The sequence below is a fragment of the Acinetobacter sp. A47 genome, assembly GCF_000805455.1.
Taxonomy (GTDB): domain Bacteria; phylum Pseudomonadota; class Gammaproteobacteria; order Pseudomonadales; family Moraxellaceae; genus Acinetobacter.
This window is the reverse complement of record NZ_JSUS01000016.1, coordinates 1-24,212: the sequence shown is the minus strand read 5'-3', so window position 1 is coordinate 24,212 and position 24,212 is coordinate 1. Positions and strand designations below refer to the sequence as shown.

Below are 24,212 nucleotides of genomic sequence, written 5' to 3'. Positions count from 1 at the left end.
CTAAGACTAGAACCAGAGATACCAAGTATCATGAAGGGGCTGCCGAATGCAGACACAGACAGTTTTAATTACCGGAGCAACTGGCTTTATCGGTTCCCATCTGCTGCCTTTTTTGATGGAGCGAGGCTATCAGGTCATTGCGCTCAGCCGCCAGCCCAATCGGAGATCGTCGCATCCGGCATTGCATTGGGTAAATGATCTGGATCAGATCGAAACGCGACAGATCGATTATGTGATTAATCTGGCGGGTGAGAGTATTGGCACAAAGCGCTGGACAGCTAAGCGCAAACAGCAGCTAATAGACAGTCGTGTTGCGCTGACAGAAAAGCTGTATCAATGGCTTGAACGCCAGCAAATTTTTCCGCGATGTATCATTTCCGGTTCTGCCATTGGTTATTACGGCATTGACCCGCAGGGGCAATGGAACCTTGTTTGTGATGAAAATACGCCGCCCCAGTCCATTTTTATGTCTGAGCTGTGCCAGAAGTGGGAGCAAAGCGCTTTAAAGTATACGCAGCAAAATACCAGGATTATCCGTTTAGGTGTGGTTTTTGGTCAGGGAGGCGGGATTTTGCCGCAAATGCTGTTACCGGTTCGTTTGAATACAGTTGCGAAAATTGGTTCCGGGCAGCAACCTGTGGTATGGATTCACATTCAGGATGTACTGAACGCCATCCTTTTTCTGTTCAGGTCTAGCCATAGCCAAAAGGTTTATAATCTGGTGGCGCCTGCTCATGTGAATCAACAGCAGTTTGTTCAGGTGGCGGCTGGTGTGTTAAAACGTAAGCCTTTTATCGCGATGCCCAAGTGCGTATTTAACCTGATGCTGGGCGAACAGGCACAACTGATTTTGAACGGTCAATATGTCACTCCCAAGGCATTGCTGGAGCAGGGCTTCCAGTTTCAATATCCCGACCTTAATGAAGCACTTGGCGAGATTTTAGGGCGACATTAAATCCTGTTGTTTTAGCCGCTGAGGAGAGTAGCCATGAGGCTCTACCAGCGTTTTCTGACCTAGCATGAGTTGACGTAACAGTCGTGCTGAGCCAGCGCCCATACATAAGCCGTTACGGAAATGGCCAAAATTGGCCCAAAGGTTTTCCAGTTCAGGCATTGGGCCAATATAGGGAATCCCTTGTGGTGAGCTTGGACGCAATCCAGCCCAACGTTTTACGATCGGGAATTGTGCTAATTCAGGAACCATCTCCAAGCAGGCAGCAAGAATATTCTGCTGGGTCTGTTCATCTACCGCAGTGTTAAAGCCTGTATCTGCCATGCTTGAACCACAGACAATATGACCGTCCTGTCGTGGAATCAGGTACATCACCCGATTCATGCACATGGTCGGGAGCCAGTTTTCCGGAGTTTTAAATAACAGCATCTGGCCCTGTACGGGGTGCACCGGAATATGACATTGCAGTTGCTTGGCCCAGTGCTGGCTCCATGCCCCAGAGCTGATAACCACATGATCGGCTTTAAATTTCTGAGCATCTTCGGTTTCAATTCCGAGCACTTTGTTATTCTGAATCATTAACTTTTCAACAGGACAATGTTCAAAAAAACGCACCAATTTGTGTTGTTTTAAATAAATGATCAGGGATTGCAATAAACGTGGATTACGCACATTGGAGAGTTGCGGGAAGTAGATGGCCTGCTGGAATTGTCGGGAAATATGGGGGTTAATCTGTTCGAGTCTGGAGCGATTGAGCAACTCGCATTGCTGCATCGGTTCTTGATGTCGAGTGGCATAATTCAAGCCGGTGTCAAAATCTTGCTGATCAAAGATCAGCATACCGGTATTGTGGATTTGAAAATCAACGCCGGTGACGGGGAGTAGCTTTTCATTCCACGCCTGATAGAGCGATTTGCCATATTGCGCCAGCTGATTGACTTCGGGCGCATAGCGCCAGGGATACATCGGGGAGAGAATACCGCCACCTGCCCATGAAGTGGCCTGGCCTGCTTGTTGTTGATCAAAAATATCGACAGAGCAGCCTTGTTCAGCGAGTTCCAGTGCTGACATTAAGCCGCTAATACCCGCACCAATGATGGCAATATGCATAACTTTAATTTAAGTGGTTTCTAAGATAAAACGTATCTTGAAATTTGCTACACGGAAGACGTCATTCGCAACCTGCGTGATATACGCTAAGAGAAATCCTGTTATACATCCCCAATATCAGAAAAATGTAAGAAGTGAACAGGTTTTGCGAATGACAATGGTTTTGCCTACTTTTCCCGAAAGAAAAGAGGTCGAGCCGAAGGCTAATCCAGAAATAAGGATGAGAGCTCAACAAGACTCTGGAGTAGATACTATCATTTTCAGATAGATGAAATATAACTTCTATTTCATCTCTTTTAATTTACGTGCTGCATCTTCTGCAAAATAGGTCCAGATCCCATCAGCACCAGCACGACGGCAGCACATCAATGACTCCAGAATCACGCTGTCAGATAACCAGCCGTTCTGGATTGCACCGGCAAGCATGGCATATTCACCACTGACCTGATACAGGAAAGTCGGCACGCCAAAAGTATCTTTGACTTCACGTACGATATCCAGATAAGGCATGCCCGGTTTGACAATCACCATATCTGCACCTTCTTGCAGGTCCAGTGCGATTTCATGTAAGGCTTCGGCACGGTTGCCAATATCCATCTGGTAATTGTATTTATTGCCGCCTTTCAGGTTGCTGGCAGAACCGACTGCATCACGGAAAGGGCCGTAGAAGCTGGAAGCATATTTCGCTGAATAGGCCATGATATTGGTATAGATAAAATCATTTTGCTCGAGTGCTTGGCGAATCGCACCGATACGGCCGTCCATCATGTCACTTGGTGCAATCACATCAGCCCCAGCTGCAGCATGACTGAGTGCCTGTTTCACCAGACATTCAACCGTTTCATCATTTAACACATAACCTGTGTCATCAATAATGCCGTCTTGACCGTGTGTGGTATAAGGGTCAAGCGCACCGTCGGTAATCAGCACCATTTCTGGTAATTCTTTTTTGAGTAGACGACAGGTGGTTTGAACCAGGCCATTTTCGTCCCAAGCGGCTTCCGCTGTTAAACTTTTATCTTGTTGTGGTGTGACAGGGAATAAAGCAAGTTTCGAGACACCGAGTTCAAGCAGGGTTTCCGCTTTCTTTAGCAGTAAATCAGCCGACAAGCGTTGTACATTCGGCATGCTTGGAATGTCTTGGGTCTGTTGTTGTCCTGGTAATACAAACACTGGATAAATCAGGTGATCTGCCGTTAGATGTGTTTCACTGACCATGGCACGAAGTTGGTCATTTTTACGGATACGGCGCATGCGAGTCGCAGGGAAAGCTGGACGATTGAACGTATAAGTCATAACAATCTCGATGTTCAGTATTACACTAAAAGAAGAATTGAGGTATTAAGTCACGCGAGGGAGAGCTTGGCGACTTCGCTCAATAACGAACCTTGCTATTGTAGCCCCTTATTTTTAGATTTGTGCAAAATAATGGAAAGTTATTCTTTCCATTCAGTGTAGGCCATGTATGAATGATGTAAAGAGAAACTGGACGGGCAATCTGCAGTTAGGCGCAAAGGTCGACCATCAGGTGGTGTTGAAACAGCTATGCAAGGCATTTAATGCCTGTCCGTTTTTTAAGTACAGTGGTATGGTCATGCGTGTGGTCGATGACCAGATCGAAGCGTATGTCGAAATGCAGCCGGAACTGGTCGGGAACCTGGCATTCCAGATTTTACATGGTGGCGTTGCCGCAACCATACTGGATAGTATCGGCGGCGTGGCAGCCATGGAGCAGCTCTATCGCCGTGCTTCACCAGAAGACTTGCCTGATACCATCAAAAAAGTATCCCGACTGGCAACGGTAGATATGCGGGTTGATTATCTGGCTCCGGGACGTGGTAAATATTTTATTGCCCGCGCTGAAACTCTACGTCTAGGCCGTAAGGGCTGTACCATGCGTATGACCATGGTCAATGATGAAGACAAGCCGATTGCCACGGCCATCGCGTCTTATGCCTATTGATGGCCTGTACCTGATAACCGGTTAAAGCCTCTCATGAAAACATGAGTGGCTTTATTCATTTTATGCGGTAGTGATGGGGCGTACACCATTTTTAAGCCCCTATGTGGCCGGTCTTGCTCGGCCGTTATGATGTCAGGGCTGTTCAAATGCTGGCTTCGATCTGGTGCGTGAGTGACATGGGACCCTGAGTGAAACATGCATTAGAACAGCGTCAGTGCTATAAAAATATCAATTGATAAGAATTGAACGCATCAGTTATTTTTTTTAATCTCGTTATATGATTTTTTATCGTTAAAATGCCCCATCATTTTCGTCTGGATTTTGCGTTTTGGTTTTTAACATTCAGTTAAGTTTTCAAAATTAAACTGGTAGGTTGTTTAAACCAAAAGTTAAAAATCTCTTTAATTTTCAGGAATAACCTATGACTGACGCTCAAGCCACTCCACAGGATGCCGCTTCAGGTTCGGCATCAGATGATGCAATGAAAGCAAAACGTAAAAAGTTTCTCGGATTTTTCGCGCTCATTCTCATTCTTGCAGCAATTGTGTATGGCATTTGGGCGTTGTTCTTTAATCATTCTGTCAGTACCGATAATGCCTATGTGGGCGCTGAAACTGCACAGATCACTTCCATGGTCAGTGGGCAGGTGTCGGAAGTCTTGGTGAAAGATACCCAGCAGGTAAAAAAAGGCGATGTACTGGTACGCATAGACGAGCGGGATGCCAAGATTCAACTGGCACAGGCACAGGCTGAACTGGCCAAAGCACAACGTCAGTATAAGCAGACGCAGGCAAATAGCAGTTCTTTGAACTCACAGGTGGTGGTGCGTAATGATGAAATCAGCAGTGCTCAGGCGCAAGTAACCAAAGCGCAGGCCGATTATGACCGGGCAGCACTGGAACTGAAACGCCGTAACGAGCTGGCTGCAACAGGGGCGATTTCTAAAGAAGAATTAAGCAAGGCGCAAAGTGCGGTGTCGACGGCAAAAGCCAGTCTGGAACTGGCTCAGGCGGGACTGGCTCAGGCTACCTCTAGCCGTAAAGCTGCTGAAAGTAACCTGGCTGCCAATGAAGCCCTGATTCAGGGAGTAAGTGAAAGCTCTACACCTGATGTATTGGTGGCGAAGGCGCATGTGGAACAGGCGGCCCTGGATCTGGAACGTACGGTTATTCGTGCTCCTGTAGATGGGGTTATCGCCCGTCGTAATATCCAGATTGGTCAACGTGTCGCACCCGGCACAGTCATGATGTCAGTGGTGCCGTTATCGGCCCTGTATGTCGATGCCAATTTTAAGGAAAGCCAGCTGGCCAAAGTCAGAGAAGGGCAAAAAGTTACATTGCGTTCGGATCTGTATGGGGATGATGTGGTGTATCACGGTACGGTACAAGGTTTCTCGGGAGGCACCGGGGCTGCATTTGCCTTGATTCCGGCACAAAATGCGACAGGGAACTGGATCAAGGTGGTACAGCGTTTACCGGTACGTATCAGTCTTGACCCTCAAGAACTTGCACAACATCCATTGCGTGTAGGCTTGTCGATGCAAGCGGATATTGATCTGGCATCGAAGTAAGCAGCCATGAAAACGCAAACTCCTTTTGCAGAACTCAGTGGCGGGCGTTTGCTGCTTGCAGCTTTTGTCATCGCCCTTTCAAACTTTATGGTGGTGCTGGATACCACCATTGCCAATGTCTCTGTGCCCCATATTACCGGGAACCTCGCCGTTTCCAGTTCGCAAGGGACATGGGTGATTACCTCTTATGCGGTTGCCGAAGCGATTTGTGTGCCTTTAACCGGCTGGCTTGCAGGACGTTTTGGTACGGTCCGGGTGTTTATCTTCGGCTTGATTGGTTTCACCATCTTTTCATTCCTCTGTGGTCTGGCGACCTCGCTGGAAATGCTGGTGTTTTTCCGGATCGGGCAAGGTCTGTGTGGCGGTCCGTTGATGCCACTCAGCCAAACCCTGCTTATGCGGATTTTCCCGCCAGAAAAGCATGCACAGGCGATGGGCCTTTGGGCCATGACCACGGTCATTGGGCCCATTCTCGGGCCGATTCTTGGTGGCCTGATTAGTGATAACCTGTCCTGGCACTGGATTTTCTTTATCAACATACCTGTCGGGATTGTCTGTGCGATTGCAGCATTACGCTTGCTGACCGTGGCAGAAACCAAAACTGAAAAACTACGCATTGATGCCATTGGTCTGGGCTTGCTGGTGTTATGGATTGGGGCACTGCAATTAATGCTCGATTTGGGACATGAGCGTGACTGGTTTAACAGTACCAGTATCATCATCCTTGCACTGGTGGCGGTGGTTGGCTTTATCATATTTATGATCTGGGAACTGACCGAAAAGCATCCTGTCGTTAATCTCTATGTGTTCAGGCATCGGGGCTTTGCTGTTTCGGTTCTGGCGCTGGCCTTTGGTTTTGGTTCCTTCTTTGGCAGTATTGTACTGATTCCACAGTGGTTGCAGATCAATCTGGGCTATACCGCAACATGGGCAGGTTATCTGACCGCGACCATGGGCTTTGGCAGTTTGACCATGTCGCCGATAGTCGCAAAGCTGTCGACCAAATATGATCCCCGGGCATTGGCCAGTTTTGGTCTGGGTTTGCTGGGTGTGGTGACCCTGATGCGAGCATTCTGGGTGACCGATGCCGATTTTATGGCGCTGGCCTGGCCACAGATTTTGCAAGGCTTTGCGGTGCCATTTTTCTTTATCCCATTATCGAATATTGCCATGGGGTCCGTGCTGCCACAGGAAATGGCATCTGCTGCAGGGTTAATGAATTTTCTGAGAACCATGGCCGGTGCGATCGGGGCTTCGATTGCGGTCACGATTTGGGATGACCATGCCAAAGTGGCACGCAGTGAGATGGTCAATAGCCTGCATCCACAAGACGTCCAGAACAGCCTGATTCAAAATGGATTTACTCCCGATGCTACCTTGGGGGTGATTGCCAATCTGGTAGATAAAGAGGCGATCACCATTTCCTCTAATCATGTATTCATGATTCTGGCGCTGGTATTTGTGTTTGCCAGTGCACTGATCTGGTTAAGTCCAAAACCGAAAGCAAATACGGGTGGCATGCCGAGCCATTAAAAAGCGGAACTAAAAAAAAGCATCTCGATAGGAGGTGCTTTTTTATTGCCATACCTATGCGGGGACGGGGAATTGGCAGATTTTGCCTGTTTCTATACCGCTAAAGCATGCCAGAATCCTGTTGTAAACCAGTACAGCAGCAGGGAGGAAAATGACTGGGCACAAGATGATTTGCCCACAATCATTCAACACTATTAAAAATTTAATATTTAACAAAGACTAAAATTTTTATACCTGAGAACAAAGTTGCCAGCATGGAAATTGCATGGATCGGCATATATATAAAGTGGAGTTATCACGTGAATTATCGATATTCATTTTGGTTTGGCAGCCTGTTGGCGATTGGTTTATTACAAGGATGTGGTCATGACACGTCCTCAGATCAATCAAGCACACAGCCAGATACAGGCCACCCTTCAAACCCCAGCCTGATTATTGACCAGAACCTTGAAAGTTGTAGCAAACGGGCCGAGGACGGCTCCAGTGTGGTGGTCGGGTCGGATCAGGAAGGTGATCCGGCAGCGCCTGAAGGTGCATCGGGCTATCGGTTAAACCAGACGGTGAAATACGCCGATAAATATATGGTGGTAGCCAATACACCACTGGCGGTAAAAGCCGGTTGCGAGATTTTAAAAGCAGGTGGGAGTGCAGTGGATGCGGCGGTTGCCGTACAGGCGGTATTGGGGCTGGTTGAGCCTCAGTCCAGTACTATCGCGGGCAGTGCTTTTATGATGTACTACGATGCGAACAGCAAAACGGTCACGGCTTATGATGGACGGGAGACCGCACCTGCGGCAGCCAATGAATATTATCTGCTGCGACAGGATATGGATGATCCTCAATCTCCAGCCCCGCTACCAAGTGCGCGCCGTAGTGGCCGTTCGATTGGCGTGCCTGGGGTGATGCGCTTGCTGGAACAGGCGCAGCAGGAGCATGGCAAACTGAAATGGAACCAGCTTTTTGCTCAGGCGATTGATCTGGCAGATCGCGGTTTCCGTATTCCTGGGCGTCTGGCTGATGCAATTGCAGGTAATGCAGAGCATCTGGCACTGGATGCCAATGCCGTCGCGACTTATTTTTATCCGGATGGCACACCGCGCAAAGCCGGTGAAATCATGACCAATAAGGCCTATGCCAGAACGCTTGAGGCACTTGCTACCCAGGGGGCACAAGCCATGTACAGCGGACCGATAGCGAAAAATATTGTAGCCAAGGCAGCTCAGACGGTAGGGGATGATGCAGCCCGGACGCCCATTACGCCAAGTTTGATGACCCTACAGGATTTATCGGATTATAAAGTCAAAAAACGCACGCCCATCTGCAGCACTTACCGCGACCGTTATTATGTCTGTACCATGCCGCCACCTTCATCAGGCGGGATTGCGGTTGCGCAAACGCTGGGCATTTTAGAAAATTTTGAGATGAGTAAATATCCGCCTAAAAACCCAGAAAATGAAGGCGGGATTCCTGACACCATGGGGGTGCATCTGGTTACTGAGGCTGAGCGACTGGCCTATGCAGACCGCGATAAATATGTGGCAGACACTGATTTTGTATCTTTACCAGCGAAGGGTATCGCCAGTCTGATTGATAAAAATTACCTGAAACAACGTGCCGGATTGATCAATCCGGAGCAAAGCATGGGCGTGGCTCAGGCAGGACAGTTTAACTCAAATGCGGGGATTGATCGCACGGTTGAGCATGGCACCACTCAATTTACCATTGTCGATAGCTATGGCAATGTGGTGTCGATGACCTCCACTGTTGAATCGAGTATGGGATCATTTCATATGGTAGATGGTTTTCTGTTATCCAACCAGTTAACCGATTTTAGTACTAATCCGGTCGATCAAACCGGTGCATTACTGGCGAATCGGGTTGAAGGAGGTAAACGCCCACGGAGTACCATGGCACCTACTTTGGTCTTTAAGGGAACAGCCCCGGGAGAATTTTATATGGCAACCGGTTCCCCGGGTGGCGGTACCATTATTCAATATGTGGTCAAAACTTTGGTTGGGGCACTGGACTGGAACCTGAATGCACAACAAGCCACCTCTCTGGTCAATTTTGGTGCGACCAATAGCCCCAATACCAATATTGATAGTTCTAATAGCCAGTTATCTTTAATTGAACTGATTGATGCTTTGAAAGCCAAAGGACATGGTATTTCCAATACAGCCCAGACCAGTGGTATTGCCACCATCATGAAAGTCAAAGTTGATGATCAAAGCAAATATGCGGGTGGGGTCGATCCACGCCGTGAAGGTATTGTTTTGGGCAATGGTACATTATAAGCCAAACTGGAAAAGCTGTTTGTGTAACCGCTTTTTTAGAATTTAACCCTTGAAAAAGCAGGTTAAGTAACCATATAACGGAATAAGCGCATATTTTGCTCGATGGTTGGAAATTAAGATTTAAATTTTAACGATCTATGTTATGATGTGCGTTCAGATATGGGGATGTTATTGGCTTCGACGCTGGTGATGAAACTCATAGATGCATGCCGAGAGCGCATTTTCTCTCGTAAATAAAATTTGCATTTAAATAGTCGCAAACGACGAAACTTACGCTCTAGCTGCCTAAGGGCCGCTTGTCCGCTTCACTGAATACTTGTGGTCAGTGAACCCGACCGAAGCGCACGCACACAAGTCCGTATAGAGTCAAGCCTCGGGGCTTTATACCAAACTTAGAGGATCGCATCTTGTACCCTGTTCGTCGGGTCACTTGGTGTTAAAACAATAGACGATATCTAAGCATGTAGTATTCTCGAGTGTAGTGCTGGCGGACGCGGGTTCAACTCCCGCCATCTCCACCAAAATTCTTTATAAAAAACAGGCACCTAATTAGGTGCCTGTTTGCTTTGACAGGTTTTTGACAGGATTAGTCTGTCTTGAGCTTTCCCATCTCGATTTTATTCTTTTCGCCGTGCATCCACTTTGCATAGCGTTTCATCATCATCTGCAAGCTATGGCCCATCTGGTTTGATACAAACACCGGGTTCAATCCATCCATGAGCATCATGGTTGCATATGTATGTCGAGCATTGTACGCAGGGCGGTGACGAATACCACAAGCCTTCATTGCAGCGACCAGTCTGTTACGTGGTGGCTTCTCATTAAAGAACGGTTCGCCAGTCTCAGGACAAATCATCAAATACTTAGTTCAAATATCTCTATCCTTTTTGTACTTGATTAATTGCTGTGCAGCTTTTTTAGATCGTGGATTTAAACAAATCTCACGTGCAGTATGAGTTTTTGTCACATTCTTTTCTATACCGCGTACCCGACTTTTATTCACTTTGAACATGCCACTGAAAAAATCAAAATCTGCTTCTTTAAGTGCAATTAATTCAGAAGGTCGACAACCAGACCAGAATGCCAGCTCGTAATACCAGTAATATAAAATATCATCATCGGTTAAATTCGACTTTAGCCAATCAAGTAGGGCATTCATTTCCTTCCGGCTGAAAGGATCAGGAATATCAATCTGCACTTTTTTATTTCTGATGCTTTCTAGTGGATTTTCCGAAATGTATTTGTTTTCCATTGCGCAATCAAAAACACCCCGCAAAGGTATTAAGCAATTATTCAAAGTTTTTGCCGTTTGGAAATCTCGATCAATAATTGCTTCTTTAATATCTTCTGTGGTAATTGATTGGATCGGCTCAAGTGCAAAGTATCCCATCCAGTGATATTCAAGAATATTTAAATACCCCTTTTTTGTGTCCGAATTACTTTCACAGAATCTAAGATATTTCTGGGCGACTTCCTGAAATAAGATGCCCTCGTTAACAATAACTGTGTCATCGTCAACGAGTTTGCCACGTGCTTCTTCAATATCACTAGCGGTTAAAATTCCCCATTCAGCTTTAATCACTAGCTGGTTTCTAATTTTAGCTGCTGCCGTGATACCCTCTGCATTTGGGGGGGGCGGTAATGTGATGTTGTATTCTTTCTTTCTACGCTCGAAGTAGATTTGAATTGCACCGTTTCTGATCCGTACACCTGTTGGCATCGACTTTGTGCTTTTTGAGTCAGCCATTGATTAAAACCTCTAATCGAATAATAAATATTTCCATCTTGTTTGGTCCAAACAAGGTCCTCTTGCCAACGTTTGCGGCGGTGTGTCAGCTTTTCTTCATCAATACCAGTGAGTACTGAAAACTGGCTGGCACTTACCCAGTCCACTGGAGTTAGACCCAAGCATGAAAGGAGCTCTAAAAGTTCTTCATTCATGCTAATTTACTCCTTCCTTCTTGTTAGAAAGTCTGGCTTCAGTTTTTGTATATCTAATAATTAATTTTATTAGATAAAGATCTTTAATCATTTTGACCTCTTCAATTTTTAATACAGTTGAAGAAAGCCTTGTTTTCTTTAAATCCCCTTTTTGGTAACTAGGATCTGAAGAGTAAAACAAGTTTCTATGCTTTGAAAGCTAGCATATTTTTTTATATAAAAGTAATTTTGGTGTAAAAGATCAGAAAATAGGTTTATTTCCTAAACTGGTTTTATGTTTATTATGATAGTAATTAATCTTTTGTATGATTGAGGTTGATTTTAAAATTTGAAGTTTGGGTTTTAAACTTTAGGGTGCTTGGTTTTTAATATTTAAAGGTCGTTTTTATTTTTAGATAATATTTCATTGGATTAAGATTAATTTTTATTAAATTTTAATGCATAGTTTGTCTCTGTGGGATTATTTTTTACTAATTTTATTGATTTTTTATTGTTGAAATAATTTATTCAGTATTTTTTTAGCTAAGTTTATGTTTTTGAATTGTATTTTATAATTATTTTCTTTAGATGTTTATCCTTTGGTAAGGTTTTTTTAGTTATTATTTGATGATCATAATACTCTTGATCTTTATAAAATTTAATATGACACTTAATAATCTAAAGTACATTAAATATGATTTTAACCGGTCGAGCCAGATTACCCATGTCCGTACAAAATCACAACAAAAGTTGTGGTTTTGTACGAATGGGATCTGGTTGGCTTGCAGCCAAACCGCTACTTTTAATGGGGGTATTTTAAATTTTTAGAGTAACTATTTATTCTAGTTTAAAATCACTATAAATTTCTGTCAAAAACACTTTTTTTATTTTAAAAAATATTATAGATTAAAAATAGATTGATGGTTTTGGTGTAATTATGATTGATGCGGATGTTATTAGGAAGTCAAAAAGATTAAGTAGGCTTGAATTACGTTTGAATGATGATGAATTAGGGATAATTAAAAAATCGGCAAAGTTATTAAATAAAACCACTAGCGATTTTATTCGGTTTTCCGTTAATCACTATATTCAAAATATTTTGAATGTTGATCAATCTACAATTCGTGAATCGCATGTCGTTGCCAAGCAAGTATCCGATCGCGGAGTGGAAGAAGATAGCAAAAGCATTGCATTCCAACTTGCAAAAATTGGCAATAATCTCAATCAGATTACCCGTGCAATTCACATTAGCAACAAAATCGGAAAGCCAATTGACTTGCTTCGAACTTATCTACTTGTCGAAGACTATTTAAAAAAAATCTATCAACTTTATCCACTTCCTTGTCCTCCGTCACTGCATCGTTCTGATGAAACTGTTCAGCGCCGACATCAGCATATTGAACAAAAATATCTCACCGATTTATTGCGACAAATGCAAGTCGTTGGAGAAGGTGAACTTGAATCAGTTTCAGACGCTGATCTTTCTGATGACCATATAGAAATTTAATTTTATTTCCTTTTTTATTTTAAACGGGAGGGTAGTTCATGTTGATTAAGATGTTGAGGCATGGAACGGGCAGTGCAGCACGTGCAGCGGCCTATGTCCTCGATGAAAAGGATCACATGAATATTGTACGTCCGCATGTCGAAGTGCTCTGTGGTGATCCACATCTCTTTGCAAAAATTGCAGACAGCTCTCCTTATAAGCATAAATACACGTCTGCCGTCATTGCATTTACTGAAGAAGATCAACCGACCGATGTTGAAATAAAAGATGTCTTAAAACAGTTCGAAGCATTGGCTTTCAGCGGTCTTGAACCTGATCAATATCATTTGACGGCTGTTCTGCATCAGGAACTAAACAGTTCAAAACACATTCATATACTTGTGCCACGACTTGAGCTCAGGTCAGGAAAAGCAATGAATATTGCGCCTCCTGGAAAATTTCAAAAGCATTTTCATACCTTGCAAGACAAGCTGAATTTCGAATACGGCTGGTCAGATCCGAATGATCCCGACCGTGCCCGATTCACAAAAAAAGGTCATGAGACATATTTGCATGCTGCGCTGAAAAAGATTGGAAAAGATCGAGAGAATTATAAACAGTACATCGAAAATCTGTATTTAAAGCTTTTATCAATATCGTTGAAACAACTAGAAAAAAAGCATGCTCAAGTAATTCCGTCTGAATTTTTGGTCAGAAACCGTGATGACTTTATGCAGTTCGTGTTAACCAACAAGTTGGCAAGTGAAGTAGTCAAAATTCGAGATAAACAGTTCAGCCTAGTTCCACCTTTCGGCAAAAAACCTATTCATTTTCAAGGAGAAATCTATGAAAGACAATTCAACATCGAAAAATGTTCAAGAACAATTCGAGAGCGTATCAAATCTCTTGAACAAGTTCAAACAGCAGATCGAGAACGTGGAAACGATGAGCAGCGAACAGTTAATCAGATTTCAAAATACACTCGAACGCCTTGTGCTCAACTTCGAGATCGAGCAGAACAGGCTTTGCAAGGAGCTCGACAAGCAAGAGCAGATTACAACAGACAACGTTATGCATCTGCTACAACACCAAAAGAACGAGACCCAGATTTTAATCAGAGGGTTGAAATCATATCTAGGAGAACTGAAGCAGAATATCGACAATATACAAATGAAGCTGTCTTCACATCTCAACGAAATCGATCAGATCATGCAAAAGCATCTTCAGCAGAGCAAAGTCCTATTGCAACAGACGATCAAAGACAATCAGAATTTGATCAAAGCCCAAATTCAGAACAACAATCAGGGAATCTCGCAAATATTAGAAGATCAGAAGAAACAATTGCAGCAGCAAGTAGATCAGGCATTAACTCAGTCGATCACTCACAACCCGAAATTGATTCTAAAAATGTTCATTCTCATGGCGCTTGGAATGTGGCTGCTGAATATTTTAACAATATTACCCGCGAACTATTATATGACACAGCCGATTTTAACCAAAAACCAGACCGAAATCTTGACGGACGGCAAGGGCAATCGTTTTCGAGCAATTACCTCTCCGAAATGGATCGATTGCAATACTCTGAACTTGAACAAAAAAATGATTCATCCAACAGAGCCGAACATTCATCTGACCTTTCCATGCATCGTGGAGAAATAAGTTATGAAAGAACAGCAACATACGATTATTCAACATCACAACGGCAGCGACACACAGCAGATGATTTTGGATTTACTCGAACAAATGAGTTTAGCTTTGACGCCATCATCGCTGAGTACTATGCAAGACTTGCAAGAAAACGTCGAGAAGATGAAAAAAAGGCTCAGCGTGATCGAGCATTACGAGCAGAGCAACAGAGACAACATGAACAAGATCTTGAAAATCTTAGGTTTCAGCAGTCCGTCAGACTTGAGCCAAGCCGAGATCAATCTATTTCAGAATATTGGATTGATAATCAAAGAGTTACAATCGAGGCAGGAAAAATTAGAACAGTTAGAGCAACAACAGCAGTTACAGCATCAGAAAGAGCAGCGACTTCAAGAACAGAGCATGTCATGCGCTACACAGATCAGCAGACTAGAGTACTTAACCACAATTTGGATCAAGCGCTTCGACGTGCTGGAGAAGCAAGAGTCGAATTTGAAACAGTTGCAATTGCAACAGCAACTACAAATCAAAGACTTAAACGAGATGATGTTGAATTGTATTCAGAGTATGAGCAATTTAAACAAAATATGCGTCGACTTAGAGAACAAGCAGATGCAGATCAAGAACATGCAGCAACAGTGCAACAGCAATACCAACTCGATCGAGAGCATTCAGCAGAACTTACAGCAACAATACTCCAATTTGCAAAACTCATTGAAGAAATTGTCAAACTAATAATGAACTTAATTGCGGCAATGTTTGGACAGCAAAATACTGTCCAAATTCAGCCTAGGATTGAATCTAAATGGTATAAATCAAATGACTATGATCATGAATTTTAAACAATCTTCATTTAAAAAAAAATAGCACTCTTTTTTTATTTTATCATCGATAATTTGACGGGATGTGCGCAAGCCTTTCCTTAAGTACATACATGCTTTTTTAGCTAAAACAGTATCATATGGTTAGCTATCTTGAATAAACTATTTATATTGTTTAATTACATTTTCCAAACGATGCGACTTTAATACACTTACAAGCTTATCATAGTCAAAATTCTAAACGCTATATCATTTCTATTTAAGGTTTCATTACCGGCCTGCAAAAATCATAAAGTTAATATAATTAAACTTATTTGTAAGCAAGGTTATTGAGTTCATCTTTGTGCTTTTGAATTATATGTTTAGTTGTGTAGGTCGCAATGCGCTTTGTGGACTCATCATTTACAAACTGCATAGATAGAACAGGGATAATTGGGCGAGCTTTTCGACCTTCAACTTTGAAGTCTTTAAGACGTTTAATCATAATGTATTCCACAGAATTTCTTAGATTGGCCATATAAGTACGTTTCAGACGGGAATGATCAGTATAGAGTAGACAAAAATAGATGGTACATTCTAACCAGAATCCATAGTAGTTAGGCAGGTCTACAAAAACTTATAAAGGTACTTCATACCTACCTTGCTTTTGGCTGGGCTGGTGGTTTTTTACTCATTAACAGTTGGTAATAAAGCCTTATGATTTTCGTTTGTTGAGTACCTTTCACTTATTTCTTAAATAATTTTCCATTTGTAGCTGTTCAAGTGTATGCCATTGGTAACGCTCATGTCCTGCAAAAGCCTGTTTGATATATACAATATGCTGGAGAGCACGCTTTTGATATTTCAGCAGTTGTTTAATACGTTGATCATCATAATCAATATCTACACGTTGCTGCCTTAGAGCTAGATAAAGGCAGCGGTAATTCATATCCATATTTTTTAATATTTCCCTTGATGCAGTGGGAGAGAGTGGTTGATTTAATCCTTTCACTGGAAAAGTTTCCGGAGCTAAAAAATTAGGGTGGGGATGGGATTGCTTAGCCACTTTTAATGAGGGTTTAATTGCATCGGATTCAATCTTGATGGCTTGAAATACCTGTTCCGTCGGATGCATTAACACAACCTGTTGGACTCCTTGAGTAGGTTTAACCAAAGGTCGTGTGTCTACTGCTGGATCAGTAAGTGGAACTACCTCATTAGGCTGACTTTTTTGCCTATTTTTCCCTATAATTAACTGTTTTAACTTCTTATAGTTAATCGTATAGAAATTAGTTTGTAGCCATTTATTCTGTGCCAACTTTTCAATCAAAAGAACTCCAGCTTGTTTTAACTTTGCCACAATTCGTTTAATCGTTGATACGCTATAAACGCCAAGTGTCGTCTGCCATTGCTCATAGCTGTGAAACCAGTATTTTTTACCGTTGTAGATTTTCCCCTCGTTATTTTCTAAGCAATAATGCAGTTTCTGGAGAAAATTGGCGGCGGCCACGCCATACGCTTTAGCAAGCGCAGGCGAAGCAATTAAAGGATAGTCTCCCGAAATTAGGAGATTGTTATTCTTCTTAGCCTTCGACATGACCAGCTCCAAACAGCACACGCTGTGCGCGCTCAATCAACTTATGACGTTGATGCGTACGGAATGTCCATAGGGAGGAGAGGTTATTATTTTGGTTAAGCTTTGCGACTTCAAGAATTTGTTTATCATTCATTTCATGCATACATTCACGAATGATTTGATGTGCTTGTTCAAGCTCTTTGAGCAAGGAATTTGCGGTGTCCACAGCAATATAAAGATTTGCCAACGTTTGACGCTGAGGATTTGAAATAGATTTACCGAGTTCAACAATCAGTTGAGAGGCTTGTTTTTTAGATGTGCAAGTGTTTGCACCATGAAGAATCGAGTTCATAGCAGTAGTCCTAGATAAGTTTTAACACCTACCATCATTACTTCTCACGGTAATGGTGGCAGCAAGACAGGGGTGAGAATACTGAATCTAGGATCAGCCAACCTTACGGTTGCCCTGCAAGCTGCCATAACGACTGCTAAACAGTAGACAAAAAAATAGCCGCTAGTGCGACATTAATTTGCACCTAGATTGTATCAGGTTCTCACGCCTGAACACAGATTTCGCTGTGTAATACAAGGTTAGCTGGGTATACCTTAACCTGTCAACGATCCAATTTAATATTTTTACATATCTTAACATTAAATAATTTATTGATTAACCTGAAGATATTTTAGGTTTCTGACGGCTAAGAAACTGATTGCCTACGTATTGAGGGACGGCTATCTTTGCTTGATATTTATGCGTTTGGGATTTTGAGCAATCTACTCAATAGAGAGTAGAAGAGAGGAAATTATAAAATCGAGGGTGATTATTCAAAATAATGAGATGAATTGACTATCGATTCTTGATGGCTTCAACAATATTTAAAACTTTGACCAAGCCTTCTCTAGTTTGAATTTGTTGAACCGGGATATCACCAGAAGCTGTATTGAATGTATTCATAAAATTAGAAATCCATTCTGGATCATCGCTCATTTGTGCAGATAAGCCTTGATAAAGACGTATCAGCAATAACGCTGATTCACCTTGTGGAGAGGAAGGATCCAATTTAGCCGAGTTTTCTATTTGCTGGATTGTGTTGAGTTCCCAGCCGATTACAGAGGCAAGCTGAGTTTTGCTTAGACCGAGTTGATCAGCAGCCTTGAATACGGCTTGAGCTAAAACAGTTTTGGGGTCGGGTTGTATAGCGATAGAATTCATTACATCTTCCCACTGAATTTTGAAGATATTTGATTTTATCCCATTTAATTAAATTTAGTGAACGTTAAGATTCTTCAACTTACTCAATTTAAAAGCAGTCTATACACCATATTGATCATCTGACTATTTGTACAGATTATCCTGACTAAATCAACCTAAAAAGAATCAATACGAAAAGGTGAGGTCTGTAGATTTATTCCTTAATTTTATTGTTTCATTTTAATAAAGAAGAGCAGCCCATTTTAGCCTCATCCATCAAGCCTAAATGAGCAAATCGATTGGCTTAATTTGACCTTATGGGAAAAATCAAACACTTAACTTAAGTTTTACAAGTAATTTGATTGTCTAGATTTTAGTGTGAGTAAAATTGACTAAAGCCCGATATGAAATTAATATGTGCTCGCTGGCCTACATTGCCAGTCGGTTTTAGCAGACCGATTCATCTAGCACATGAGATTTATATCTTTAGATATAAATTGAGTGTGGGAATCTTCTCGTCCCCCTTTTTTTCTATGGTAGGACGGAAGGGGGACACCTTCGGGTGTGCTGATTCCTAGATGATCAGTCTGCTAACCCCTTTTCGTTCTGCCACCATTATTTAGCAGTAATTGGTAGAACTTCTAAGAACATCTAGGAGTTTCATATGCTGTACCTATCTTTTCTGATTTTTGCTTCACCCCATGTTCAACCTGGTTGTAGTTTTCAACGAGGTTTATACGGCTAATTCTTATTATTCGCCTGTATTAAAAAAACTTTTTAAAAGAACAATCCAACGGTGGATGGCTAAGTCACGCCTGTAAAAAATAAAACTTTTTATATCTGCTGGTGATTGTGAATTGCATTGAACACGCGGGAAACAACCATGACTGAATTAACGAAACCCAAAATCATTCCAATCGAAAACCGTCCACAGAAATTTAAGCTCTTTTTTAAATGTGTGGTTTTGCCAATTGTGATCTTTCTGATTGTTGCCAAAATCTTTTCCTTTGGTGCTTTCGCCTATATCTTCTTTAGCTTTGACCTGTTCTGGTTTGTGATCATTTACTACCTCTATCAATATGGAAATACATATTTTGATGGAATGACTGAGCAACTGAAACGCCAAGGGGAAACTTTTAACTATCAAAATCGTGGTGTCTGGATTAATAGTCAGGATAAAACCATCATCCTGTTTGATCAGCCAGATCAACGCCTAGTCAAATATCCTTTTGACTATATTACCTCTGTAGGACATTACAACCTGGTTGAAGATCGCTTCAGAACCACGACCACGGTGATCAGTAATCCGATGATGGGAACCCATGTTAATCAGCAAGAACATCGGACACCGATGAAACGAGAGTTTCAAGTCAATATTGGCACACGGGATCAATTTAAACCCAATTACAGTCTCAAAGTGCTTTTTCCTTGGCGTAGTCCCCAAATGGCCAGTGAAATCCGCCAGCTTCTATCCGCAGATCATTATCAATAACAAAGAGTTAAATCCGTAGAAATTTAATAACGGTTCTAAATGAGTGTTTTATACAGGATTAACGTGAATAACCCGTAGGAACACAAGGATAAGTAAAATGAAGTATCAACTTATACAACTACTCATCACCAGTATTACGCTGCTAGTGATGAGTAAAGCAACGGCTCAACCTGTTTCTACATCACAATCATTCACTCTAGAGCAGGGCTTATCTTGTCTGGATTGGGCCAAGAAAGAACAATCGTTTACAAATCAGCTTGCTTTAGGTGCCAGCGATATTAAATCATCATCTGCAATAAAAGCTTTACAGCAACAATTTCAACATCAGTACCGCAAACAAAAGCCTACCGTTATCACTGATCCGGATGATGAAAACTTTTGTGAGGATTGTCCCGAAACAGCCATCTATTTACTGAGCAATAAAAGTAACCCGATCCAACGGATTGAGACTTTAAAGCATGTGAGTGTTGCAGGAGCAAATACATCTGTTTATCGAAACGATGAAATCCTCCAAACCAAACAAAAGATTGAGGAGGGATTAAAGATTAAATTTAGTCACTACAGCGGACAACAATTCAAAAGCTTTAAACAGCAGTGGGATAAAGCTTCTCTACACGATGATCAAAATAGAAGCAAAGCCCAAAAAATCTTTCAGCAATATCTACATTAAAGGTCTTTGATGGTGAGGTCATCCAGAATGAGAAGGTCTATACACCTAAACAAATTTACATTTACAGCCAGCCTTATAAACGTAATTCTGCTGATACAAATAGCATGATTGCCTTTATCAGTCTTTATGACAATCCAGTTAAACCCTCACAGCACATCTTAAAGTGTGGCTTTATCGACAATGTGTTTTAACAACTGAATAAAAAGAGTCTTATCAAATGAATAAATTAATATTCACAGGATTATGTCTAAGTCTTTCAACGTTAGCCTGTGCAGGTGCAAAAGAAAGCCTTGTTGGGAAGCGTTTAGTCTTGGATTTACCTGATACTGAATGTGCTGGATTGTCTTTTGCTAAAAATGGTAAAGATGCTGCCATGTATGCCGAAATGGGACAATGCCAAGATCCTTTACTACTTCGAGTGAGATGGTTAGATGACAAAACCTTTATTTTAATTGAGAAAGTACGAACGAATAATATCTCCCCACCACGTAGCCATCTATATAAAGTCCAAAGCGTTAATCAGCATTACGTAAAGCTGACTGAAATCTGGACAGGATGGGGTGATTCAAAAGACGATACATTAGGTTATTTTATTAAATAGCTTGAGCTTAGATAGATTGAATAGATAAGGCAAAAACGATAGCTGATCATAGGAGTAAAATATATGAATTACTACGCTGAGGATCCCTTCTAGGTAACTTAATCTAGGAGGTAATATGCAAAAGCTGAAATTTCAGAATCAACGAGCTGTAAAAAATTATCCTAATGATGACATCCGAAAACGATATCCTCATCTGAGAAGTAGATATTTTAAAAAGTTCATTACATATCAAGAGCGTAGATTTTATTTTCTTTATTTGATTAGATATAAAAAATATCTATATTATGACTATAATATTTATTATTAAAAGTAAGGATTTTTCATAATGATTAACCTTAAAGTATATGAAAATTACCTAAATTTAACAATTTTTTTGTAGTAAAGTGTAGTATTTATACATTATTTTAGTCAAATTATTTGCTAATCTGCTATATAAGTATGTCGTTGATAGAATATACGCCTTCTTCCTTACGAGGGACTTCAAGACTTGATTTCGTTCAAAGTGTAATTTGTTATCAAACTCCAATAGATAATTTTCTAAAAAATCAAGCATATTTAACTTTTGAGAAACCAAAGTATTTAGAATATGCATTAACGTCAAGAATTAAAGAATTTTGGGCTGGAAGGTTATTGGCTGAAGAAATTCTAAAAAAATATTTTGATTATCATTTGTCTATTACTCATAAAACATCAAAACTTCCGCAATGGCCAAAAGGAACAGTTGGATGTATTAGTCATACATATGACTATGTAATAGCAGCTGTTTCGTCAGAATCAAAATATCTAGGCATTGATATGGAATATATTGTAGATAAAAATGTTTTGGAGGAAAGTAAAAATCTAGTTTTAACTATATCAGAACAATCTTTTTGGGAGCTAAAATATAATAAGACTATAAGTTTTTGTGAATATTTTACACTTGTATTTTCTCTAAAAGAAAGCTTGTACAAAGCTGTTTACCCTCTTGCAAAAAAATATATTGACTTTTTAGAAGTGACTGTTATTGAGCTTGATTTTGAAAAAAAAGAAGCTTTTTTAAAATTTAATAGGGATATTGAATATTGTTATGGTTTACTAAGTAGATACAAAGGTTTTTGGTTTTTTGAAAAGGGCCGGGTTATAACATGTATTGAAGGAAAAACTTTATGTTGAATAATATCTTATAAATAAGTATATTTCTTAGTTTTTACATATTTGATGTGTAGTTTTATATAAGTTTAATTGCTAAATATTTATTAAATAGTTTTGGTTGCTTTATGAATAAAAGATTAATAGATAATTTTTCCTTGGGAAAAGATTTTTACATTATACAGTTTTCAGAGTTTCTGTATAGTGTTGGGTTGAGAAGTATTCAGTTTGCTTTGGCTTGGTGGATATTAACTATTACAAACGATCCCACAGTGTTTTCTTTTTTTGTTACAGTTGCTTTAATATCTGATGTAATATCTAGGTGTTTTTTAGGATGGTTAGGTGATGTATATAGTAAGAAATTATTAATCGAAATTTGTTATTTTGTAAGTTTAATATTTTCAATTTTTATTGCGGCTCTTACAGCTATGCAACTTTATATATTTGGAGTGCTTTTTTTATGCCAATGTATTATTGGTTTTAGTATTGGAATTCGAGAGCCAATACAATCAAGCATAATAGTTTCATTAGTAGATAGGTCTCAAATAGCTGAAGCTGTACGCTGGAGGGCTATGGTTTTGACAATGGCTAGTTTTGTAGCACCATTATTTGGAACAGTTTTGATTTCTTATGTAGAGCCTATAGGTACGATGTATATAGGTATAGCTATTACTTTAATAGCATTGATAGCCTTAAGATTTGTTTCATTAGGAACTACTGAAAATGAAGCTAATAAAGATAAATTAACCAATGGAAGTTGGTACAGCGGTATAAAAGTTGTATATAAGCTACCTCCAGAAAAGTTTTTAGCAAAAGTTTCTTTTCTTATTAACCTTGGTTTATGTTCAATTTTTGGCTTTATCTTACCAGTTTATTTTCAAAAAAATTTTAGTGAGAGTCCTTGGTTGCTAGGAGTAGTTGAGATATCTTTTGCTATAGGACTTTTTATTGGAGCATCGAAGGTTAATCTTTTTCTTAATAGCTTTTATGGAAGAGCTAGATCAACATTCTTTAGTTATATTGTATCTGGGGTTGGGATTCTCTTTATTTCATTGATAAGTAAGAATCTACCTGAATATAGTTACTGGTATTTTGTGCCTGTTTGTATGATCTTTATGTTTGTAGGCATTGGTATTGCTACTGCGACAATAAATTCTAATTTTTTACGAACGGTAGCTACCCCTAAAAGTTATTTGAATAGAGTAAATGCTGCTGCTTTATTTTGTTCTGGTTTGGCAGCTCCAGTTGGGATTGCACTTACTGGATATGCATATTCTTTCCTTGATCCTTTTGTTGTATTTCTACTATTGTCTCTATTGTTGGTAATTACATCAATATTTACCTGTATGAGTCATGAGTTAAAAGAAGCTTTATCTTTATCTGATGAGAGAATGGATGGTTTTTATTCAAATCGTTATCCCAAAGTCTTTATAGAAGAAGAAAAATAATTTTATTAATTATATGGTTGTGTTGAGTGGTTAAACTTTCATCTATTCTGTAATTACTATGAATTGATGACTATATTTTGGCCTTGTAAAAATATTTAAGAAGATTTTTTTATGAGGCTGTTTTTATTTGTGTTATTAAAGTTAATCTGTATTTTATTGGTTTAATAAATAGTCAGACTGATTTGTATGTTTATTAATTTTCTAGTATATATATTCTGTGTCTTTAGATGGTGAACTTCTATTTTTGAGTTTTTGTTATTAAAACTAATAATTTCTTAAATTACATTTAGTTATGCATTTTTGTTGAATTTTAAAAATTTAATAAAAATGCAATAATGTTTAATTAGATTCCTTATCTGAGTCTTATTGTTAAATTTTTTTTTGGAGATTTTTAATTTAGATTTTATTTTTATACTTACATTTTTAAATAAAATGTATTGTTAATATATTTTATAGGCGTATGAAGAGATTCTGGTCTAAAGTATTTATTAATAGTATTGAAGTTTATTTTGGTTAAATTCCAATCTTAAATGTATTTAATGGATTGGAAAAAATATTTAAATCAATAGCTTATCCATTCTAAATTTTTAGGGATGGTTTCTTATTTTTTATTAATAACGGTAAATTTATGATTTCTAATAACGAAGAAATGTCTCCAAAATATATGTCATTTAAAGCAAAGGCTTTTTTTCAAGAAATGTTAGGTGATATTACCGAGCCGGTACTGGCCTTTGGTATCAATGATGTAAGACTTGAAGGTGTCGAAACCTCAGAACACCGTATACAGCTGGCTGATGATTTAAATGCAAGATTAAGAACACAGGCTACGC

Annotated in this window: 18 protein-coding genes, 1 other RNA gene and 2 pseudogenes; 14 read left to right on the top strand and 7 right to left on the bottom strand. The window is 40.2% G+C overall.

All coding sequences use genetic code 11. The features are described 5' to 3' along the window. The first annotated feature begins 46 nt into the window (after positions 1-46). Positions 47-955, top strand: a complete 909-nt coding sequence (locus OC23_RS05180) for a TIGR01777 family oxidoreductase (protein ID WP_038343303.1) — start codon at positions 47-49, stop codon at positions 953-955. Here the strand turns inward: OC23_RS05180 and thiO are convergent. Continuing rightward, the gene (gene thiO, locus OC23_RS05175) at positions 941-2,062 is read right to left on the bottom strand and encodes a glycine oxidase ThiO (protein WP_038343302.1); all 1,122 of its coding nucleotides are present in this window, start codon (positions 2,060-2,062) and stop codon (positions 941-943) included. The genes OC23_RS05180 and thiO overlap by 15 nt on opposite strands. 282 nt (positions 2,063-2,344) lie before the next feature. Next, on the bottom strand, positions 2,345-3,358 hold the full coding sequence (gene hemB, locus OC23_RS05170; protein ID WP_038343301.1) for a porphobilinogen synthase: 1,014 nt from the start codon (positions 3,356-3,358) through the stop codon (positions 2,345-2,347). A 169-nt stretch (positions 3,359-3,527) separates the two neighbouring features. On the opposite strand from hemB, the gene OC23_RS05165 reads away from it, so the two are divergent. The 5 genes from OC23_RS05165 (at position 3,528) to ssrA (ending at position 9,943) form a co-directional block, all read left to right on the top strand. Next, complete coding sequence (locus OC23_RS05165; protein ID WP_038343299.1) at positions 3,528-4,025, top strand: thioesterase family protein; 498 nt, start codon at positions 3,528-3,530, stop codon at positions 4,023-4,025. Between the two features lie 421 nt (positions 4,026-4,446). Continuing rightward, positions 4,447-5,595, top strand: coding sequence for an HlyD family efflux transporter periplasmic adaptor subunit (locus tag OC23_RS05160; RefSeq protein ID WP_038343297.1), 1,149 nt, complete (start codon positions 4,447-4,449; stop codon positions 5,593-5,595). Positions 5,596-5,601: 6 nt separating this feature from the next. After that, positions 5,602-7,128, top strand: coding sequence for a DHA2 family efflux MFS transporter permease subunit (locus OC23_RS05155; RefSeq protein ID WP_038343295.1), 1,527 nt, complete (start codon positions 5,602-5,604; stop codon positions 7,126-7,128). Positions 7,129-7,427: 299 nt separating this feature from the next. Beyond that, positions 7,428-9,422: a gamma-glutamyltransferase gene (gene ggt / locus OC23_RS05150; protein ID WP_038343293.1), complete on the top strand. Its 1,995-nt coding sequence runs from the start codon at positions 7,428-7,430 to the stop codon at positions 9,420-9,422. A 161-nt stretch (positions 9,423-9,583) separates the two neighbouring features. After that, positions 9,584-9,943, top strand: a transfer-messenger RNA (tmRNA) gene (gene ssrA / locus OC23_RS18695). 65 nt (positions 9,944-10,008) lie between these two features. Here ssrA and OC23_RS05140 read toward each other — a convergent pair. Then, a pseudogene (locus OC23_RS05140) lies at positions 10,009-11,169 on the bottom strand (tyrosine-type recombinase/integrase). 1,110 nt (positions 11,170-12,279) lie between these two features. On the opposite strand from OC23_RS05140, the gene mobC reads away from it, so the two are divergent. Further along, positions 12,280-12,849, top strand: coding sequence for a plasmid mobilization relaxosome protein MobC (mobC, locus tag OC23_RS05135; RefSeq protein ID WP_038343290.1), 570 nt, complete (start codon positions 12,280-12,282; stop codon positions 12,847-12,849). Positions 12,850-12,887: 38 nt separating this feature from the next. Beyond that, the gene (locus OC23_RS05130; RefSeq protein ID WP_038343288.1) at positions 12,888-15,317 is read left to right on the top strand and encodes a hypothetical protein; all 2,430 of its coding nucleotides are present in this window, start codon (positions 12,888-12,890) and stop codon (positions 15,315-15,317) included. A gap of 289 nt (positions 15,318-15,606) precedes the next feature. On the opposite strand, the gene OC23_RS19270 is transcribed toward OC23_RS05130, so the two are convergent. The 4 genes from OC23_RS19270 to OC23_RS05115 form a co-directional block, all read right to left on the bottom strand. Then, positions 15,607-15,780, bottom strand: coding sequence for a hypothetical protein (locus OC23_RS19270; RefSeq protein WP_171194757.1), 174 nt, complete (start codon positions 15,778-15,780; stop codon positions 15,607-15,609). 237 nt (positions 15,781-16,017) lie between these two features. After that, entirely contained in the window at positions 16,018-16,872 is an 855-nt protein-coding gene (locus OC23_RS05125; RefSeq protein ID WP_038343286.1) for a hypothetical protein, read from the bottom strand. Further along, complete coding sequence (locus OC23_RS05120; protein ID WP_038343285.1) at positions 16,859-17,203, bottom strand: hypothetical protein; 345 nt, start codon at positions 17,201-17,203, stop codon at positions 16,859-16,861. Before OC23_RS05120 ends, OC23_RS05125 begins: the two co-directional genes overlap by 14 nt. Before the next feature lie 495 nt (positions 17,204-17,698). Beyond that, a complete protein-coding gene (locus OC23_RS05115) occupies positions 17,699-18,064 on the bottom strand; it encodes an antitoxin Xre-like helix-turn-helix domain-containing protein (protein WP_038343284.1) in 366 nt (121 codons plus the stop codon). Positions 18,065-18,926: 862 nt separating this feature from the next. Here OC23_RS05115 and OC23_RS05110 point away from each other — a divergent pair. From OC23_RS05110 to OC23_RS18995, 6 genes and pseudogenes are all read left to right on the top strand, one after another. Continuing rightward, positions 18,927-19,535, top strand: a complete 609-nt coding sequence (locus OC23_RS05110) for a hypothetical protein (protein ID WP_038343282.1) — start codon at positions 18,927-18,929, stop codon at positions 19,533-19,535. 97 nt (positions 19,536-19,632) lie between these two features. After that, positions 19,633-20,396, top strand: a pseudogene (locus tag OC23_RS05105) (hypothetical protein). 26 nt (positions 20,397-20,422) lie between these two features. Beyond that, complete coding sequence (locus OC23_RS05100) at positions 20,423-20,806, top strand: hypothetical protein (RefSeq protein WP_038343281.1); 384 nt, start codon at positions 20,423-20,425, stop codon at positions 20,804-20,806. Positions 20,807-21,244: 438 nt separating this feature from the next. Next, on the top strand, positions 21,245-21,958 hold the full coding sequence (locus OC23_RS05090; protein WP_038343275.1) for a 4'-phosphopantetheinyl transferase family protein: 714 nt from the start codon (positions 21,245-21,247) through the stop codon (positions 21,956-21,958). Between the two features lie 104 nt (positions 21,959-22,062). Beyond that, positions 22,063-23,382, top strand: a complete 1,320-nt coding sequence (locus tag OC23_RS05085; RefSeq protein ID WP_038343273.1) for an MFS transporter — start codon at positions 22,063-22,065, stop codon at positions 23,380-23,382. A 628-nt stretch (positions 23,383-24,010) separates the two neighbouring features. Continuing rightward, on the top strand, positions 24,011-24,212 hold a 202-nt coding region (locus OC23_RS18995; RefSeq protein ID WP_152607799.1), incomplete at its 3' end, for a hypothetical protein.

Excerpts from the sequence above, each read along its gene's own strand:
- thiO (WP_038343302.1), bottom strand. The coding sequence starts at position 2,062 with ATGCATATTGCCATCATTGGTGCGGGTATTAGCGGCTTAATGTCAGCA.
- OC23_RS05180 (WP_038343303.1), top strand. The coding sequence starts at position 47 with ATGCAGACACAGACAGTTTTAATTACCGGAGCAACTGGCTTTATCGGT.
- OC23_RS05100 (WP_038343281.1), top strand. The coding sequence starts at position 20,423 with ATGAATAAATTAATATTCACAGGATTATGTCTAAGTCTTTCAACGTTA.
- OC23_RS05160 (WP_038343297.1), top strand. The coding sequence starts at position 4,447 with ATGACTGACGCTCAAGCCACTCCACAGGATGCCGCTTCAGGTTCGGCA.
- mobC (WP_038343290.1), top strand. The coding sequence starts at position 12,280 with ATGATTGATGCGGATGTTATTAGGAAGTCAAAAAGATTAAGTAGGCTT.
- OC23_RS19270 (WP_171194757.1), bottom strand. The coding sequence starts at position 15,780 with ATGATTAAACGTCTTAAAGACTTCAAAGTTGAAGGTCGAAAAGCTCGC.
- OC23_RS05110 (WP_038343282.1), top strand. The coding sequence starts at position 18,927 with ATGACTGAATTAACGAAACCCAAAATCATTCCAATCGAAAACCGTCCA.
- OC23_RS05155 (WP_038343295.1), top strand. The coding sequence starts at position 5,602 with ATGAAAACGCAAACTCCTTTTGCAGAACTCAGTGGCGGGCGTTTGCTG.
- OC23_RS05125 (WP_038343286.1), bottom strand. The coding sequence starts at position 16,872 with ATGTCGAAGGCTAAGAAGAATAACAATCTCCTAATTTCGGGAGACTAT.
- OC23_RS05090 (WP_038343275.1), top strand. The coding sequence starts at position 21,245 with ATGTCGTTGATAGAATATACGCCTTCTTCCTTACGAGGGACTTCAAGA.
- OC23_RS05130 (WP_038343288.1), top strand. The coding sequence starts at position 12,888 with ATGTTGATTAAGATGTTGAGGCATGGAACGGGCAGTGCAGCACGTGCA.
- hemB (WP_038343301.1), bottom strand. The coding sequence starts at position 3,358 with ATGACTTATACGTTCAATCGTCCAGCTTTCCCTGCGACTCGCATGCGC.
- OC23_RS05120 (WP_038343285.1), bottom strand. The coding sequence starts at position 17,203 with ATGAACTCGATTCTTCATGGTGCAAACACTTGCACATCTAAAAAACAA.
- OC23_RS05085 (WP_038343273.1), top strand. The coding sequence starts at position 22,063 with ATGAATAAAAGATTAATAGATAATTTTTCCTTGGGAAAAGATTTTTAC.
- OC23_RS05165 (WP_038343299.1), top strand. The coding sequence starts at position 3,528 with ATGAATGATGTAAAGAGAAACTGGACGGGCAATCTGCAGTTAGGCGCA.
- OC23_RS05115 (WP_038343284.1), bottom strand. The coding sequence starts at position 18,064 with ATGAATTCTATCGCTATACAACCCGACCCCAAAACTGTTTTAGCTCAA.